At 50.1% G+C, this 15,131-nt stretch carries 14 protein-coding genes; 11 read left to right on the top strand and 3 right to left on the bottom strand.

All coding sequences use genetic code 11. The features are described 5' to 3' along the window. Nucleotides 1-286: 286 nt before the first annotated feature. The 6 genes from LAT77_RS11745 to LAT77_RS11720 all read left to right on the top strand — a co-directional run bounded on the left by LAT77_RS11745 (nt 287) and on the right by LAT77_RS11720 (nt 6,258). The gene (locus LAT77_RS11745; protein WP_290564755.1) at nt 287-1,150 is read left to right on the top strand and encodes a prohibitin family protein; all 864 of its coding nucleotides are present in this window, start codon (nt 287-289) and stop codon (nt 1,148-1,150) included. A 115-nt stretch (nt 1,151-1,265) separates the two neighbouring features. After that, nucleotides 1,266-1,922, top strand: a complete 657-nt coding sequence (locus LAT77_RS11740; RefSeq protein ID WP_290564754.1) for an aminodeoxychorismate/anthranilate synthase component II — start codon at nt 1,266-1,268, stop codon at nt 1,920-1,922. 184 nt (nt 1,923-2,106) lie between these two features. Next, nucleotides 2,107-3,318 (top strand): aspartate aminotransferase family protein, encoded by a 1,212-nt coding sequence (locus tag LAT77_RS11735; RefSeq protein ID WP_290564757.1) that lies wholly within the window; start codon nt 2,107-2,109, stop codon nt 3,316-3,318. A gap of 14 nt (nt 3,319-3,332) precedes the next feature. Next, entirely contained in the window at nt 3,333-4,346 is a 1,014-nt protein-coding gene (gene astA / locus LAT77_RS11730) for an arginine N-succinyltransferase (RefSeq protein WP_290564753.1), read from the top strand. Nucleotides 4,347-4,358: 12 nt separating this feature from the next. After that, nucleotides 4,359-5,831, top strand: coding sequence for a succinylglutamate-semialdehyde dehydrogenase (gene astD, locus LAT77_RS11725; protein ID WP_290564752.1), 1,473 nt, complete (start codon nt 4,359-4,361; stop codon nt 5,829-5,831). Between the two features lie 10 nt (nt 5,832-5,841). Continuing rightward, entirely contained in the window at nt 5,842-6,258 is a 417-nt protein-coding gene (locus LAT77_RS11720; protein ID WP_367118155.1) for an OsmC family protein, read from the top strand. Nucleotides 6,259-6,362: 104 nt separating this feature from the next. Here LAT77_RS11720 and LAT77_RS11715 read toward each other — a convergent pair whose 3' ends face one another. Then, a complete protein-coding gene (locus tag LAT77_RS11715) occupies nt 6,363-7,241 on the bottom strand; it encodes a phosphoribulokinase (RefSeq protein ID WP_290564751.1) in 879 nt (292 codons plus the stop codon). Between the two features lie 29 nt (nt 7,242-7,270). After that, nucleotides 7,271-7,519 carry a SlyX family protein gene (locus LAT77_RS11710; RefSeq protein WP_290564750.1) on the bottom strand — a complete coding sequence of 83 codons (249 nt, stop codon included), beginning with the start codon at nt 7,517-7,519 and terminating at the stop codon, nt 7,271-7,273. A 114-nt stretch (nt 7,520-7,633) separates the two neighbouring features. On the opposite strand from LAT77_RS11710, the gene LAT77_RS11705 reads away from it, so the two are divergent. Both LAT77_RS11705 and LAT77_RS11700 read left to right on the top strand, forming a co-directional pair. Continuing rightward, entirely contained in the window at nt 7,634-8,641 is a 1,008-nt protein-coding gene (locus LAT77_RS11705; protein ID WP_290564749.1) for an FKBP-type peptidyl-prolyl cis-trans isomerase, read from the top strand. A gap of 152 nt (nt 8,642-8,793) precedes the next feature. Continuing rightward, complete coding sequence (locus tag LAT77_RS11700; RefSeq protein WP_290564748.1) at nt 8,794-11,334, top strand: acylase; 2,541 nt, start codon at nt 8,794-8,796, stop codon at nt 11,332-11,334. A 65-nt stretch (nt 11,335-11,399) separates the two neighbouring features. Here LAT77_RS11700 and rsd read toward each other — a convergent pair whose 3' ends face one another. Continuing rightward, entirely contained in the window at nt 11,400-11,876 is a 477-nt protein-coding gene (gene rsd, locus LAT77_RS11695; RefSeq protein ID WP_290564747.1) for a sigma D regulator, read from the bottom strand. A gap of 159 nt (nt 11,877-12,035) precedes the next feature. On the opposite strand from rsd, the gene nudC reads away from it, so the two are divergent. From nudC to LAT77_RS11680, 3 genes are all read left to right on the top strand, one after another. Continuing rightward, nucleotides 12,036-12,848, top strand: coding sequence for an NAD(+) diphosphatase (gene nudC, locus LAT77_RS11690; RefSeq protein WP_290564746.1), 813 nt, complete (start codon nt 12,036-12,038; stop codon nt 12,846-12,848). 41 nt (nt 12,849-12,889) lie between these two features. After that, entirely contained in the window at nt 12,890-13,957 is a 1,068-nt protein-coding gene (gene hemE / locus LAT77_RS11685; protein ID WP_290564745.1) for a uroporphyrinogen decarboxylase, read from the top strand. Nucleotides 13,958-14,077: 120 nt separating this feature from the next. After that, a complete protein-coding gene (locus LAT77_RS11680; RefSeq protein WP_290564744.1) occupies nt 14,078-15,130 on the top strand; it encodes an efflux RND transporter periplasmic adaptor subunit in 1,053 nt (350 codons plus the stop codon). Nucleotide 15,131 lies beyond the last annotated feature (1 nt).

Below are 15,131 nucleotides of genomic sequence, written 5' to 3'. Positions count from 1 at the left end.
CGCTACTGCCAATTCACTTTCAAAACGCATAAAAAAATCCGCAATTAGAGAACCTAATTACGGATTTTGAACCCTTCTAAGGATCGGTCAACCGATCGCGAAAATTTCTTAACTGATCGGCATTACCGTCAGGGTGGCTTTTTATTCAATAAAGAAGGAGAAAATAATAATGGGATTGGGATTATCGTTTATCGGCTTAGCCGTGGTGTTGGTGTTAGTGATACTGGGCGTGATTAAAGCCTATGAAATCATGACCAAGAATAATAAAAATAAAGAGGACTAAACTATGGCAAAAGGAACAAACATAAAAATTGTGGGCGGCATTGTTGTCGGCCTATTTATTCTTTTACTGTCGGTCGGCAGTTTTTATACCGTCGACGAAGGTGAACGGGGTGCCGTCATTCGCTACGGTAGTTTAATCAAGATTTCCGACCCGGGACTTCATTTTAAAATTCCATTGGTTGACAGTATTCGCAAAATCTCTGTCCAGGAACAGGTTGAACTGTATCGCAACATGGAAGCTTACAGTAACGATCAACAGCCGGCGGTAATGAATTTATCGGTGCGTTATCAAATTGATAGCAGCCGAGTTGACGAAGTTTATCGTAACTTTGGTACGCGCCAAGCTTTGATTGACCGTCAGGTTACGCGTATTGTCTTGGAAGAAGCAAAAACCGTGCTTGGTCAATTTAATGCTGCAACGTCGATTCGTGAGCGTGGCCGTTTAAATGCTGAAATGGCTGCTGCGGTTCAGCGGTCAGTGACCGGCCCGGTGATTATCCTTGGTGTGCAAGTGGAAGATGTGTCGTTCAGTGCGGCCTATGAGGAAAGTGTAGAGCAGCGCATGCTTGCCGAAGTTGCGGTTGAACGTGAGCGCCAGAACCTTGAGCGTGAGCGTGTCGAGGCGGATATCGTGCGGACTCGTGCCGCAGCCGAAGCAGACCGGGTGCGTGCGCAAGCGCAAGCAGAAGCGGACAGTATTCGTTTACGCGGTAACGCGGAAGCGGAAGCGATTCGCGAGCGTGCAGCGGCACTCGCTGACAACCCGTTATTGGTTGAGCTGGTGAAAGCGGAAGCATGGGACGGTAAATTGCCGACCACCATGCTGCCGAATAGTACAGTACCCTTTATCGAAGCCAATAAGCAGTAATCCTACCAAGCGGGGCTTCGCCCCGCTTTTTCTTTTCATTCCGCTAGCAAAGCAGGTATCATCCGCTGCCAATATAGTGGCCTTTCGATTTTTCTGGCGGTGGCAAGGTTGTTCCATGAGTAAACTCTTAATGCTCGATAACTACGATTCGTTCACCCATAACTTGGTGCGCTATTTTCGTGAGCTTGAGCAAGAGGTGCAAGTTGAACGCAATGACGCCTTAACCGTCGCTGACATCCGCGCCATGAAACCCGATGGTATTGTGATCTCACCTGGGCCGTGTACGCCAAATGAAGCAGGCATTTGTCTGCAAGTCATTCAGGAGCTCGCTGGCGAAATACCAATGCTTGGTGTGTGTTTGGGACACCAAGCGATTGGTCAGGCATTTGGTGCAAAGGTGGTGCGAGCGCAAGACGTGATGCACGGTAAGACGTCAGTAATTCGCCATAATCAAAGCCCGATCTTTGCTGGGACGCCAGACTCTTTCAGCGTGGTGCGCTATCATTCGCTGGTCCTTGCCGCAGATTCCTTGCCTGCTTGTCTTGAAGCAACAGCGTGGGTCGATCAAGCCGGTTTAGCACCTGAAATTATGGCGTTGCAGCATAAAAATTTGGCTATTTTCGGTGTGCAATTTCATCCAGAATCTGTGCTCAGCGAACATGGTCATCAAGTGCTGGCGAACTTCCTCAATATTGTGAATAGTCGCCTATTAAATCAATTGGTTACGCCAAATCAACAGCAGTGTGAACAGCTCCCACAGCGAGCGAGCTAACACTCGCTGCATGCATACTTATGCGAGCGTGTCGCAATTCTAAATTCCGGTCGCAATTTCTTTCCGTCGCCACCTCGACAGAACACAGACATTTGGCTTTGAACATGCCATAATGTGGCCACAATTGACTTGTCTGTACAATTACAATTTTGGCAACAGGAGAAGCTTTTTTATGTCAGATCAAATGCCAGTTACTCGTGCGCTTTTTGATGAAGTTATGGTTCCAAATTACAACCCGGCGGCGATTATTCCAGTGCGCGGTGAAGGTTCGCGAGTTTGGGATCAAGAGGGTCGCGAGTACGTTGATTTTGCCGGCGGTATCGCGGTGAGCTGTCTTGGTCACTGCCATCCAGTCATGGTCAATGCGCTGACTGAACAAGCGAACAAATTGTGGCATTTAAGTAATGTGTTAACCAATGAGCCTGCCCTGCGGTTGGCGAAAAAATTGACCGACGCAACCTTTGCCGAGCGGGTGTATTACGCTAACTCCGGTGCTGAAGCGAACGAAGCTGCACTGAAACTGGCGCGTCGTTGGGCATTGGAAGAACACGGTGAGAGCAAACAGGAAATTATCGCCTTCCACAAAGGCTTCCATGGCCGTACCTTCTTCACTGTAACCGTCGGTGGTCAGCCAGCTTACTCGGATGGTTTCGGTCCGAAACCAGCGGGTGTGCAGCATGTTGAGTTCAACAACCTCGAAAGCCTGGCTGCAGTCATGTCGGAAAAAACCTGTGCAGTGATGATTGAGCCGTTGCAAGGTGAAGGTGGCGTTGTACCGGGCGACAAAGCATTCTTAAAAGGTGTACGCGAGCTTTGTGACCAGCACAATGCATTGTTGATTTTTGATGAAGTGCAAACCGGCTTTGGCCGCACGGGTACGTTGTACGCTTACGAGCAAACGGGTGTCACGCCAGACATTCTGACCACGGCGAAAGCACTTGGTGGAGGCTTCCCGATTGGTGCGATGTTGACGACTGCAAGCATTGCAGCGCATTTGAAGCCGGGTACTCACGGCAGTACTTACGGTGGTAACCCACTGGCTTGTGCAGTGTCTGAAGCCGTGATGAGCGTCGTCAATACGCAAGAAGTGCTCGATGGTGTGAAGCAGCGGGAACAATGGTTCCGTGAGGCGCTTGCTAAAATCAATGACAAACACAATGTCTTCAAAGAAGTACGCGGTATGGGTCTGTTATTAGGTGCTGAGCTGACCGAAAAGTACAAAGGCAAAGCGCGCGAATTCCTCAATGCTGGTGCCGACGAAGGCGTGATGGTCTTGGTCGCCGGTATGGATGTGATTCGTTTTACACCGTCACTGATTATTAGCGAAACCGATATTGCGCAAGGTATGGCGCGTTTCGAACAAGCGGTTGCAAAAGTCGTCGCAGCTCACGCCTAACCCAAGGACTCAGTATGTTAGTGATTCGACCTATCGAAGCACGTGACTACGAAGCGTTGTATCAGTGTGCAGTAGAATCCGGGCACGGCTTCACGTCGTTGCCCGTTGATGAAGATCTGTTGCACCGTCGTATTGAACGTGCCGAAGAAGCCTTTGCGAAAAATCAGATCGCGCAACCGGGCGAAGAAGGTTACCTATTTGTCATGGAAGACACTGGTAGCGGCGAAATCGTCGGTGTCAGCGGTATTGAAGGTGCGGTAGGGCTCTCTAACGCGTTCTATCATTACCATTTAGGTAAAGTGGTTCACCATTCGACGAAACACAATGTTTACAATGCGTTACAAACCTTGACGCTGTGTAACGATTACACCGGTGTCAGTGAGCTGTGTACGCTGTTTTTGCGTGAACCCCTCCGCCAAGGTCGCAATGGCCGGGTGTTATCGAAATTCCGTTTGCTGTTCATGGCACAGTTCCGTGAGCGCTTTGCTAAGCAAGTCATTGCTGAGATGCGTGGGATTTCCGATGAGGACGGACGCTCGCCGTTTTGGGCTTGGCTAGAAAAGCACTTTTTCACCATGGACTTCCCGAGTGCAGATTATTTAACTGGGATTGGTGAGAAAACCTTTATTGCCGAACTGATGCCGCGTTTCCCAATCTACGTCAATATGCTCGATAAAGCCGCGCAAGAGGTGGTCGGAAAAGTCCATCACAATACCTTGCCGGCCTTGAAGTTATTGCAGTCGGAAGGTTTCCGTTTTCGCGGATATGTTGACATTTTTGACGCAGGGCCGACGGTTGAGGCGGAGGTCAGTCAATTGCGGACGATTCGCAATAGCCGCATCGTTACGGTTCGCATTGGCCAGCCCGAAGTCAGTGAAAACGTTCTGATTTGTAATTCCAAATTAAAAGATTTCCGCGCCTGTCAGGCGGATGTCAATCTCTGTGGTGATGACGTGGTCCTTACCCAGCAACAAGCCGATGCACTGTTGGTGAAAGCTGGTGACCAAGTCCGAATTGCCCCTCTGTAAGGAGAATTGTTCATGAGTTCGAGTAATAGTTTATTTATTAATGGTGAATGGCTTGCCGGTGCAGGCGTCGCAATGGAGTCGATTGATCCGGCCAAAAACCAGGTGGTTTGGCAGGGCCAAGCAGCCTCAGCTGAGCAAGTTGATGCAGCCATGACGGCTGCTCGCGCTGCATTTCCGGCATGGTCATCACAATCGTTTTCAGAGCGATTAGCTGTGGTCAAACGATTTGCCGAGCTGTTAGAAGAAAACAAAGAACATCTTGCTTTGGTCATGGCCAAAGAGACGGGCAAGCCTTTGTGGGAAACGCGTACCGAAGTGGCCGCCATGATGGGTAAAGTCGGTATATCTGAGCGTGCTTATCATGAACGTACCGGCACCGTCGAGAATGAAATGCCGGGCGCGAAAGCATTTATCCGTCACAAACCGCATGGCGTTGTTGCAGTATTTGGCCCGTATAATTTCCCGGGGCACTTACCGAATGGCCATATCGTACCCGCTTTATTAGCTGGTAACGTGGTGGTGTTTAAACCAAGCGAATTAACCCCTTGGGTTGCGGAAGAAACCGTGAAGTTGTGGCAACAAGCCGGCATTCCAAACGGCGTCGTCAACCTCGTTCAAGGTTTAGTGGAAACGGGTAAAGCATTAGTTTCACATCCGCAGATGGATGGTCTCTTTTTCACCGGTTCGTCCACCACGGGTAAGTTGTTACACGAGCAATTCGGTGGTCGTCCAGACAAAATTTTAGCGCTGGAAATGGGCGGCAACAATCCGCTTATCGTTAAAGATGTCAGTGACATCGACGCTGCTGTGCACAATATTATTCAGTCGGCGTTTGTGACGAGCGGACAACGTTGTACCTGTTCACGTCGTTTGTTCTTACCGAATGGCGCGCAGGGTGACGCTATTTTGGCGCGCCTCATTGACGTCACCAAGAATATCGCGGTCGGTGACTATGACGCTGATCCACAGCCGTTTATGGGTGCCATGATCTCAGCAAAAGCAGCTGCTGGTATGGTTGCCGCCCAAAACCAGCTCGTCGAGCTGGGTGCTCGGGCTCTCGTTGAAATGGTTCAACCTGATGCAGCGAAAGGGTTTGTGACCCCTGGCATCCTCGACGTAAGCGCGGTTTCAGCCATGCCAGACGAAGAGCATTTTGGTCCCTTATTAAAAGTGTATCGTTACGACGACTTCGATGCGGCGATTGCCGAAGCGAATAACACGCGTTTTGGCTTGTCAGCGGGCTTACTGGCCGACAATCGTGCCGACTGGGATCATTTCTTTGCCCATATTCGTGCTGGTATTGTCAATTGGAATAAGCCGATTACTGGTGCCAGCAGCGCAGCTCCGTTTGGTGGTATTGGTGATAGTGGTAACCATCGTCCAAGTGCGTATTATGCAGCAGACTATTGTGCGTACCCAGTGGCGTCGGTTGAAGCAGACAAGATGGATATGCCGGCCGCATTAAGCCCGGGCTTAAAGTTTTAAGGAAGTCAGCATGAGCGCAGCAATGACAGCGAAAGTACAGTGGCTCGACGGCATGAAGTTTGTGGCGACATCAGGAACCGGTCACAGTGTGGTCATGGACGGTAACCGCGAAGGTCATGCACCGACGCCAATGGAAATGGTTCTGATGGCCGCAGGTAGTTGTTCGTCGGTCGATGTCGTTAGTATTCTGGAGAAGACCCGCCAGCAATTTGTTCGTTGCGAGGTCGAACTTGAAGGCAAGCGCGCAGACGGCGTTCCGGCCGTATTTACCGATATTCACATGCATTTCAAAGTGTTCGGCAAAGACGTTGCTGAGCAGCATGTCGAACGCGCGGTAAAACTCAGTGCTGATAAATATTGCTCAGTCTCCATTATGCTCGGCGCAAGTGTGAACGTGACGCATAGCTTCGAAGTGATTGACGGTTAAACGCTGATATTTCAGAGCGGGCAAACGATTAAAAGGCTGTCATCTTCAACGATGACAGCTTTTTTAATTCGTCCTACTCAAGGTTGTAATTTCAGTTAGTTGACTTAGTCGTTCAAAGCGATCCGGCGTTTTTCTTGTAAGCGCTGAATTAACGGCGTCAGGATCAACTCCATCGCAAAGCCCATCTTGCCACCGGGCACGACCAAGGTATTCATTCGCGACATGAAGGAGCCATCGATCATTTGTAGATAATAAGGGAAGTCGACGTCGGTAATGCCGCGGAAACGAATCACCACAAAACTTTCGTCCATGGTTGGAATGTCTTTGGCACTGAATGGATTCGATGTATCGACGGTCGGAACGCGCTGGAAGTTAATATGAGTACGCGAAAACTGGGGAACAATGTGGTGAATGTAGTCGTCCATACTGCGCACGATACTTTGCGCCACCGACTCGCGTGAATGACCACGCTCCGAGGTGTCGCGAATCAGTTTTTGAATCCACTCTAAGTTGACGATGGGCACCATGCCAATTTTTAAATCGACAAATTGTTCAACGTTATGTTGTTCATTGGCAACTGCACCGTGTAGGCCTTCGTAGAAGAGCATATCGGTTGCTTCTGGGAGTGGTTCCCAAGGTGTGAACGTCCCCGGCATTTGGTTATAAGGCACGGCTTCGTCAAAACTATGAAGGTAGTGTCGGTGCTGGCCTTGTCCGCTCTCAGCATAACTCGCAAAAAGTTGCTCAAGGGCATCAAAGTCGTTCGCTTCAGGGCCAAAATAACTAATATGTTTACCTTGTTCCTGAGCTTTGCGAATTGCGACATCCATTTCCGGACGGGTATAGCGATGAAAGCTGTCACCTTCAACAAATGCTGCGTTGATTTTGAGATGCCGAAAAATGTGTCGGACGGCTTGACTGGTTGTCGTGGTGCCTGAGCCCGATGAGCCGGTGACGGCAATAATAGGGTGACGCTGTGACATGCATGCTCCTTAACTGTGGTGCGTCCGAATTAGTAATGTGGAGGACGCTCATCAAGCGGTTGTTGGTCCTGGCTGTCGCGCATTTGTTGCATGCGCTCGACGAGCAATTGCAGATGCTTTTGCAGGGTCTGCAGCTCTTGGTTTTGTTTTGTAACCAGCTGATTCAAAGCATCGATGGTTTCTTCTTGAAACGCCAATTGCGATTCGAGATCGTCGCTGCGACGCTCAAGCTCGGAAATGCGCTGACGGGTGTCATCAATTGCGTCTGAAAACGACATTCTTAATCTGCCTCATGGTAATTTGTATGCGTTTGCGTATATGATAGTGCACTTGTTGATTAGGTACAGTACCACGCCTCTTGCGTTAAAACTTACATCATAACGGAGAAATCCATGAAGTTAATGTTTAAATTCCTTTCAGTTGCTTTCGCGACGGTTATTCTTGCTGCCTGTGGTGGCGCGCCTCAGCAAAGCGACTTATCGGACGAGCAATCGTTGCGCTCTTATGCAGTTGGCGCAGCTTCATTGCGGGAAGCGCGTCAGCTTCTTGATAATGTGAAGGAAGAATATCCAGACCTGCAAAATGCGGAAAAGCAGCACATTATGCGTGCTGGCTTTGTTGATTTACTCCATCTGGAGCCTCAGGTTGACGCTGAGCGTTTTCAGTTCGAACTGATGAGCCGTGGTTTAAACGAAAATCCGGTGATGGCAGGTCTGCCGGCTATGGAAGCAATCGACATCGCTGAAGAAGACGAAGCAGCCAACATGCTGTACACCTTAGGTGCATACATGGCGGTGCAAGTACTTATGGTGCATGACTTCCTGTCAGAAATTGATCAGCCATTGAACGGCGGCGCGGTTGTCGAAGGTTTCACAGATTCATTGGCCAACGAAAGTCGCATGAGCGATGAAGAAATCGACGAGCAGTGGGACCAAATGCTGGTTGCATTGACAGAACAGCAGCAGCAATCACAAGAGCAAGCTGGCGCCGAAAACCTACAGATCGGTTTAGCCTATCAAGAGCAAAATGCGCAACGTGATGAAGTGACGGTGACCGCTTCGGGTTTGCAGTACGAAGTGTTACGTGAAGGCCAAGAAGACGGCGCTTCACCAGGCCCAACCGACATTGTCGAAGTGCATTATGAAGGCACTCTCGTAACTGGCGAAGTGTTCGATAGTTCTTACCAGCGTGGTGAATCGATTAGCTTCCCGCTCAATCGTGTTATTTCCGGTTGGACTGAAGGTCTTCAGCTAATGAAAGTCGGTGCTAAGTATCGCTTTGTGATTCCAGCCGAGTTAGCTTACGGCGCAACTGAACGCGCAAATGGTGTGATTCAACCCAATTCGACATTGATTTTTGAAGTCGAATTGCTTGACGTTGTTGACGCGAACGCCAACTAAACCAAGCGTTTTCAAGAAATTTTAAGGCCCGCGGCGTTTTTCGTTGTCGTGGGCTTTTTTATTTCTATACCACCAGACTGGTTTGACCTTTACAAAATAGCCAACAATACTTGCGAATACAAAAAAACAACAAACAACAATGGGGAATCTCCATGAAACCGCTTAGTAATTTGACTCGGTATGGACTGCTTGCAGCTGCATGCAGTCTCGCCTTGACCGGCTGTTTTAGTTCATCTAGCAGCAGTGGTACCTCGCTACCAACCAATCCACCTGACGGCGGTACACCGCCACCACCGCCACGACCCAGTTATTCCTTTCCTGCGGTAACCACGTTTGCTCCGGGTGAGGTGTCTGCGGAAATACGCCGCACCGATTTTGGTGTTCCCTATATTACCGCCGATAGCCTTGAAGGGATTGCTTACGGCACCGCCTATGCATTCGCCGAAGATAATATTTGTATTTTAGCGGACCAGATCGTTCGTTTTAATTCACAGCGTTCTGCCTTCTTTGGACCAGACGCGGTGCTCGGTTCTGGCGATAGCGCGAATGTCATCAACGATTTAACCTACAAAGCGCTGGGCATTCGCGAGCTGGCAGAAAGTAATTACAGCTCGCTCAGTGAGCACAGTCGCGCTTTAGTTGAAGGTTATGCTGCTGGCTATAATCAGTACCTAACCGACACTGGTGTGGCCAATATCGCGCCCCCTTGCGCAGGTATGCCGTGGATACAACCAATAGAGCCTGTCGACATGTTGGTGTACGCGCTTGGTGTCGCATTACTGCCGGGGGCGGCAAACTTCCTTGAGCCGCTCTTCATTGGCACACCCCCGGGTGTGGACTTTGCCCCACAACCGGTCGGCGCGTCGTCATTTGATATGAATTTCGATGCCGCGAGTGTCGGTATCCCTGAGACAAATCCGTCGGATTTAGGCTCCAACGGCTGGGCCTTAGGCAGCGATATGACCGAGAACGGACAGGGCATGTTATTGGCGAACCCGCATTTCCCGCACGTCGGCAATCAAAGGTTCTGGCGTTTTGGTATTGAAATCCCAGGTGAAATGAAAGTAGTCGGCGGCTCACTTTCCGGCATGCCCGGCGTCGTTAATATCGGCTTTAACGAAAACATTGCGTGGACGCACACTTTCTCTACCGCAGAACGTTTTGTAGTGTATCAATTGCACTTAGACCCGAGCGACGCCAGCGGTATGACGTACTTGGTGGACGGTGAGCGTCGTCAAATCCAAGAGAAAACCGTGCAAATTCAGGTGGCCACAGGTCCCGGAAGCAGCATCACGTTAGAGAAAACCTTCTATCATAGCTCGTTTGGACCCATGCTCTCGATCCCGGGCGCATTCCAATGGGGTATGGACTTAGTCGGAACCAAATCGGCGTTTGCGCTGTATGATGCCAACCTACCCAACTTCGACATTCTTGATCATTGGCTTGGCTTGAATCTGGCCTCGGATATAGACGAAGTTGAGCGTCTGTTCTATAACAAAACTGGTCTCATTTTTAATAATGCTATGGTGGCGGATCGCCACGGCGACGTCTTTTTTGCCGACGGATCATCGGTTCCGGATATCGACCCTGAAGCATTAGCCGATTTGCGTACGGACTTAGCGTTTCTTGCTATTCGTGGTCAAGCGCCATTCACGCTTATTCCAGCCAACAGTGAGCGTTTCCGTGCGCAAGGTGTCGTCCCACACGAGCGCGCTCCACGCTTACGGCGGACGGATTTTGTGCAGAACTCGAACAATAGTTATTGGCTCACCAATCCGGCTGCGCCAATTATTACCGACGACGAAAAAGACCTTTTGTTGTTCGGTCCTGCGTTGGATCAACAAACCTTACGGTCACGAATGGGGCAGAAAAAGTTAACCGAACTGAGCGCTGTCACGTTGGCGGATCTTGAGGAAGCATTACTGAGCAACCGCGCATATTTCGGTGAAGAAATCCTTGCTGATCTGCTAGCGATCTGCTCTGCACATGGCGAAACGCCTGTCACGGTTGACGGCCATGACGTCAACGTGGCCCCGGCCTGTTCGGCCTTGTCGCAATGGGATGGCCGGATGAATAAAGAAAGTGTTGGAGCGCACGTATTCCGTGAGTTTGCTCAACAATTCAACCGTAATCCGCAATGGGCAGTCCCGTATAACCGGATGCAACCGCTGACAACGCCGAATGGCTTGGCTAATCCGCCGGTAATCTTGCAACACTTAGCACGTGCAGTACTGACGATTGCCCAAACCCCATTTGCGCTTGATGCGCAATTTGGCGACGTTCAGTTTGTTGAGCGTAGTCTGCCCAACGGCCAACCGAGTGGTATGCGTTTGCCGTGGGGTGGAGCTAACAATATCGAAGGTGGCTTCAATGTATTTGCCTCGCAAGGCGCACAGGACGGTACCTTACTGCCACGTCATCGCTATCCGAGCTTACCGGGGTCGCAAATGACAGAACACGGCTACCACATTACCAGTGGTTCGAGTTGGATGTTTGTCATGCGTTTCACGGAAGACGGACCGGAAGGCCGCGGACTATTAACCTACTCGCAGTCATCTGATATTCGTTCCCCCCATTATCTCGACCAAACGGAATTTTATTCGGAACAACCGCGCTTGGCACCGATTTGGTTCCATCGTGAAGACATTGAAGCGAACACCTTGTCTGTTCGTGTTGTCGGTGGCGACGAGTAATCTAACCACCAATAAAAAAGGCGTTGCAGCTCTGCTGTAACGCCTATTTTTATCGTCAGTGAGGGTTAATTTTCGACCACATCCTTTTCAGCAAGCATTTGAATCAGTTGATCTTCTAACTCGAGTCGTGTTTGCAAGGCTTCCCCTAACGACGAAATATCACGGGTAAAATTCGGTAAGGTATCGGTATCACATACCTCGGCGTAGGTATCATGAAAGTCCAACGCCGTCTCTGTTGTTGTATGAATTTGCGGGTATATCTTGTCACTGAATTCAGCAGTAGACTGATTGTGCGCATTCGCTTCTTCGAGAATATGATCATAGAGCTCAAAATGACCTGCGGAAATATAGTCGACTAAGATTTCGCAAAATGCGCGAATTTCTTGTGCTGGAGGCAGTTGTTCCCAATGTTTGTCATAAGGCGGTAAACTGGCAATCTGACAATAGCGTACAAGTAACTCCTGACGCTCTTCGAGCCAACGGTCTAATGCTTGATGCAGACCCGCCCATTGCTCTTTGGCGGCTTTATTTCGACGTAACATGTATGCTCCTTTTGTCGACCTCTGTTGACTCTTTGCTGTCACTGTACTGCGAGGGTTCACAGAAAATCAACAACTATCGCTGCAATGATCGCGTAAATTAATGGAACGAAAGACAGGGCTGCATCACCTGTTAATGTATTTCCAGCAAGGAGTTAAGCAATGATCAAGCCTGATATCACACCACCAGATGAGCACGCAGTGTGGTGGTTTATTGTCAGCGGCACGCAAGTGTTGGCGACAGCGAGCGAAAATGATGCGGAGCCAATTCCCTATGGGAACGCAAACTTTATCCCCGGTGCCAAAAGCGAATACACCGCGCAAATTGGCGAGTATCGGGGCAAGCCTGCTTTTGTGCTGTCATTAACTGAACCTACCTTGGTGCTCGGTGGTTACGCATGGCAACCCTTACGACAATTACTGCGATTTGGTGATAGCGAACTGTTCGCCATTGCCGGCCGTGGCTGCCAGTTACAGCACTTTCTCACGACCCATCAGTTTTGCGGTAAGTGTGGAACACAGACAGTACAAGACCGCAACGAGCTTGCGGTGCTTTGTCCAGAATGTGAGTTTCGCTGTTATCCGCGCATATCGCCCTGCATGATTGTGGCAGTGTACCGAGATCGTCAAATTCTGTTGGCGCGCGGCGTTCGCCATCCGGAAGGACTGTATTCAGTGTTGGCGGGTTTCGTCGAAAGTGGCGAGTCATTCGAACAATGCGTTCATCGCGAGGTATTCGAAGAGGTGGGTGTACGAGTTCGCAATATACAGTATGTAACGAGTCAGCCGTGGCCATTTCCACATTCATTGATGGCGGGTTTTATTGCTGAATATGACAGTGGCGAGCTGGATCTTCAGGATGACGAGATAGTCACCGCGGACTGGTTTGATATTGATCAACTCCCGAAGACGCCGCCACTTGGTACCATTGCCGCCCGGCTAATCGCAACGGTAAAAGCTGAAGTTTCGGCGTGAAACTGATAGAATCGCGCGCAACTGATTGAAAGGAAAAAAACATGAGCCAAGAGTTAAAGAATGATCGTTATTTGCGTGCCCTGATGCGTCAGCCTGTGGACCGCACACCGATTTGGATGATGCGCCAAGCCGGACGTTACCTGCCAGAGTATCGTCAAGTACGCTCACAAGCTGGGGACTTTCTTAGCCTGTGTAAGAACGCCGAGTTAGCCTGTGAAGTAACCTTGCAGCCACTGCGCCGTTTTCCACTCGATGCTGCGATTTTATTCTCTGACATCCTAACCATTCCAGACGCGATGGGACTTGGTTTGTACTTCGAGCAAGGTGAAGGTCCGCGTTTTAAGCATCCAATCCGCGACGCCAAAGCGGTTGCCGCATTGCCGGTGCCGGATCCGGAAGACGAGCTTGGTTATGTTATGAATGCGGTGAAAACCATTCGTAAAGCCTTAAATGGCGACGTGCCTTTGATCGGCTTTTCGGGTAGCCCGTGGACCCTCGCGACTTATATGGTCGAAGGCGGCAGCACCAAAAACTTCTCGATAGTGAAGTCATTGATGTATCGGGAACCCAAAGTCATGCATCAGTTGCTTGACAAGTTGGCGCAGTCGGTCACCTCCTATTTGAATGCGCAAATCGCCAACGGTGCTCAGTCCGTCATGATTTTTGATACGTGGGGCGGAGTGTTGTCACCGCGTGATTATCAAGAGTTTTCCTTGCGGTATATGCAGCAAATCGTTGATGGTTTAGTCCGCGAAGCAGACGGTCGTCGCGTTCCGGTCACATTATTCACAAAGAATGGTGGCCAATGGTTAGATATTATGGCGGCGACGGGCTGTGACGCATTGGGGGTCGATTGGACCACCGACTTAGGCACTGCGAAAGTACTTACTGGTGGCAAAGTTGCGCTGCAAGGTAATATGGATCCAAGCGTACTCTATGCTGCGCCTGAGCGAATTCGCGAAGAAGTTCAGTGCATTTTAGCCAGCTATGGCGAAGGTACTGGACATGTCTTTAACCTTGGCCATGGTATTCACCCAGAAGTCGATCCTGCGCACGCGGAAGCGTTCATTAAGGCTGTTCACGAATTCAGTCCTGCCTACCATAAGTGATCGTTTTTGCGACCAGTTTCGATATATAAGCGTTGAAGGTGCCCGGAGGCTGGGTGCCTTTAGTTTACAATACCGTCAACGCTAAAGCTGATTGATGTATATAAGGACGCTGGGAGCATTATGTCGAAACGATCTTACTTCACCCCTCTCACGGTTGTTGCTGTGGTCATGGCCGTCGTGGTCGGTTACCTCTTTTTTTATGAAGAAGACCCTACTGGGGGCATGCGACCGCAAGGTGCAGCGAACGTCGTTGGTGCTCGCGCGGAAATGATGGAGTTTCGTGACATCATTGAAGGGTTAGGAACAGCACAAGCACGTGAATCGGTCGATATTATGGCTCGGGTTTCGCAAACTGTTCGCGAGATCCACTTTTCCGACGGTGAAGATGTCGAGGAAGGGCAACGCCTTGTCTCGTTGAATAACCGCGAAGAGCGAGCGCGGGTTCAGGAACTTGAGTTCCGCTTAGCCGATAGTCAGCGTCAATTGAATCGTCTTCGCGAGCTTGCTCAAGAGAATGCAGCGTCGCGCAGCATGATTGAAGAACAAGAAGTCCGTGTTGAACAAACGTCGGCAGAACTTGAAGTGGCGCGCAGCCGTCTTGAAGAGTTAAACATTTATGCACCCTTCACGGGTCGTTTAGGAACGCGTGGTGTCAGTGTCGGGCAGTTAGTGCGACCTGGTGACATCATCTCAACCCTGGATGATATCTCGCCCATTTTTGTCGACTTTGCAGTGCCGGAACTTTACTTACCAAGTCTCGCAGTCGGTCAGCGTGTAATTGCGTTATCTGCTGCCTATCCGGGGCGCGAATTCGAAGGTCAAATTGCGAGCTTAGCTTCGCGAGTCGACCCCGTCACTCGTTCGATTATGGTTCGCGCTTCGATTGCGAACGATAATATGGAACTCCGTCCGGGCATGTTGTTACGCATGCAATTGGAACGCAGTGTTGATTTGACACTGATGGTTCCTGAGTCCGCGGTCATTCCAATTCGCAATGAGCATTTTGTTTATACAGTTGACGATGAACGTGCAGTGCGCACCACCGTGACTGTGGGACGCCGCCTGCCGGGTTGGGTCGAAATCACCAGTGGCCTCGACGAGGGCGACCTGATTGTGGTTGAAGGCACAATTCGTGTTCGTGATGGCTTACCTGTCAACGTTACATTACGGTAAC

Source organism: Aliidiomarina sp. (genome assembly GCF_022565475.1).
Lineage (GTDB): Bacteria > Pseudomonadota > Gammaproteobacteria > Enterobacterales > Alteromonadaceae > Aliidiomarina.
This window is presented reverse-complemented; position numbering and strand designations above follow the sequence as displayed.

Excerpts from the sequence above, each read along its gene's own strand:
- LAT77_RS11745 (WP_290564755.1), top strand. The coding sequence starts at position 287 with ATGGCAAAAGGAACAAACATAAAAATTGTGGGCGGCATTGTTGTCGGC.
- LAT77_RS11740 (WP_290564754.1), top strand. The coding sequence starts at position 1,266 with ATGAGTAAACTCTTAATGCTCGATAACTACGATTCGTTCACCCATAAC.
- LAT77_RS11735 (WP_290564757.1), top strand. The coding sequence starts at position 2,107 with ATGCCAGTTACTCGTGCGCTTTTTGATGAAGTTATGGTTCCAAATTAC.
- astA (WP_290564753.1), top strand. The coding sequence starts at position 3,333 with ATGTTAGTGATTCGACCTATCGAAGCACGTGACTACGAAGCGTTGTAT.
- astD (WP_290564752.1), top strand. The coding sequence starts at position 4,359 with ATGAGTTCGAGTAATAGTTTATTTATTAATGGTGAATGGCTTGCCGGT.
- LAT77_RS11720 (WP_367118155.1), top strand. The coding sequence starts at position 5,842 with ATGAGCGCAGCAATGACAGCGAAAGTACAGTGGCTCGACGGCATGAAG.
- LAT77_RS11715 (WP_290564751.1), bottom strand. The coding sequence starts at position 7,241 with ATGTCACAGCGTCACCCTATTATTGCCGTCACCGGCTCATCGGGCTCA.
- LAT77_RS11710 (WP_290564750.1), bottom strand. The coding sequence starts at position 7,519 with ATGTCGTTTTCAGACGCAATTGATGACACCCGTCAGCGCATTTCCGAG.
- LAT77_RS11705 (WP_290564749.1), top strand. The coding sequence starts at position 7,634 with ATGAAGTTAATGTTTAAATTCCTTTCAGTTGCTTTCGCGACGGTTATT.
- LAT77_RS11700 (WP_290564748.1), top strand. The coding sequence starts at position 8,794 with ATGAAACCGCTTAGTAATTTGACTCGGTATGGACTGCTTGCAGCTGCA.
- rsd (WP_290564747.1), bottom strand. The coding sequence starts at position 11,876 with ATGTTACGTCGAAATAAAGCCGCCAAAGAGCAATGGGCGGGTCTGCAT.
- nudC (WP_290564746.1), top strand. The coding sequence starts at position 12,036 with ATGATCAAGCCTGATATCACACCACCAGATGAGCACGCAGTGTGGTGG.
- hemE (WP_290564745.1), top strand. The coding sequence starts at position 12,890 with ATGAGCCAAGAGTTAAAGAATGATCGTTATTTGCGTGCCCTGATGCGT.
- LAT77_RS11680 (WP_290564744.1), top strand. The coding sequence starts at position 14,078 with ATGTCGAAACGATCTTACTTCACCCCTCTCACGGTTGTTGCTGTGGTC.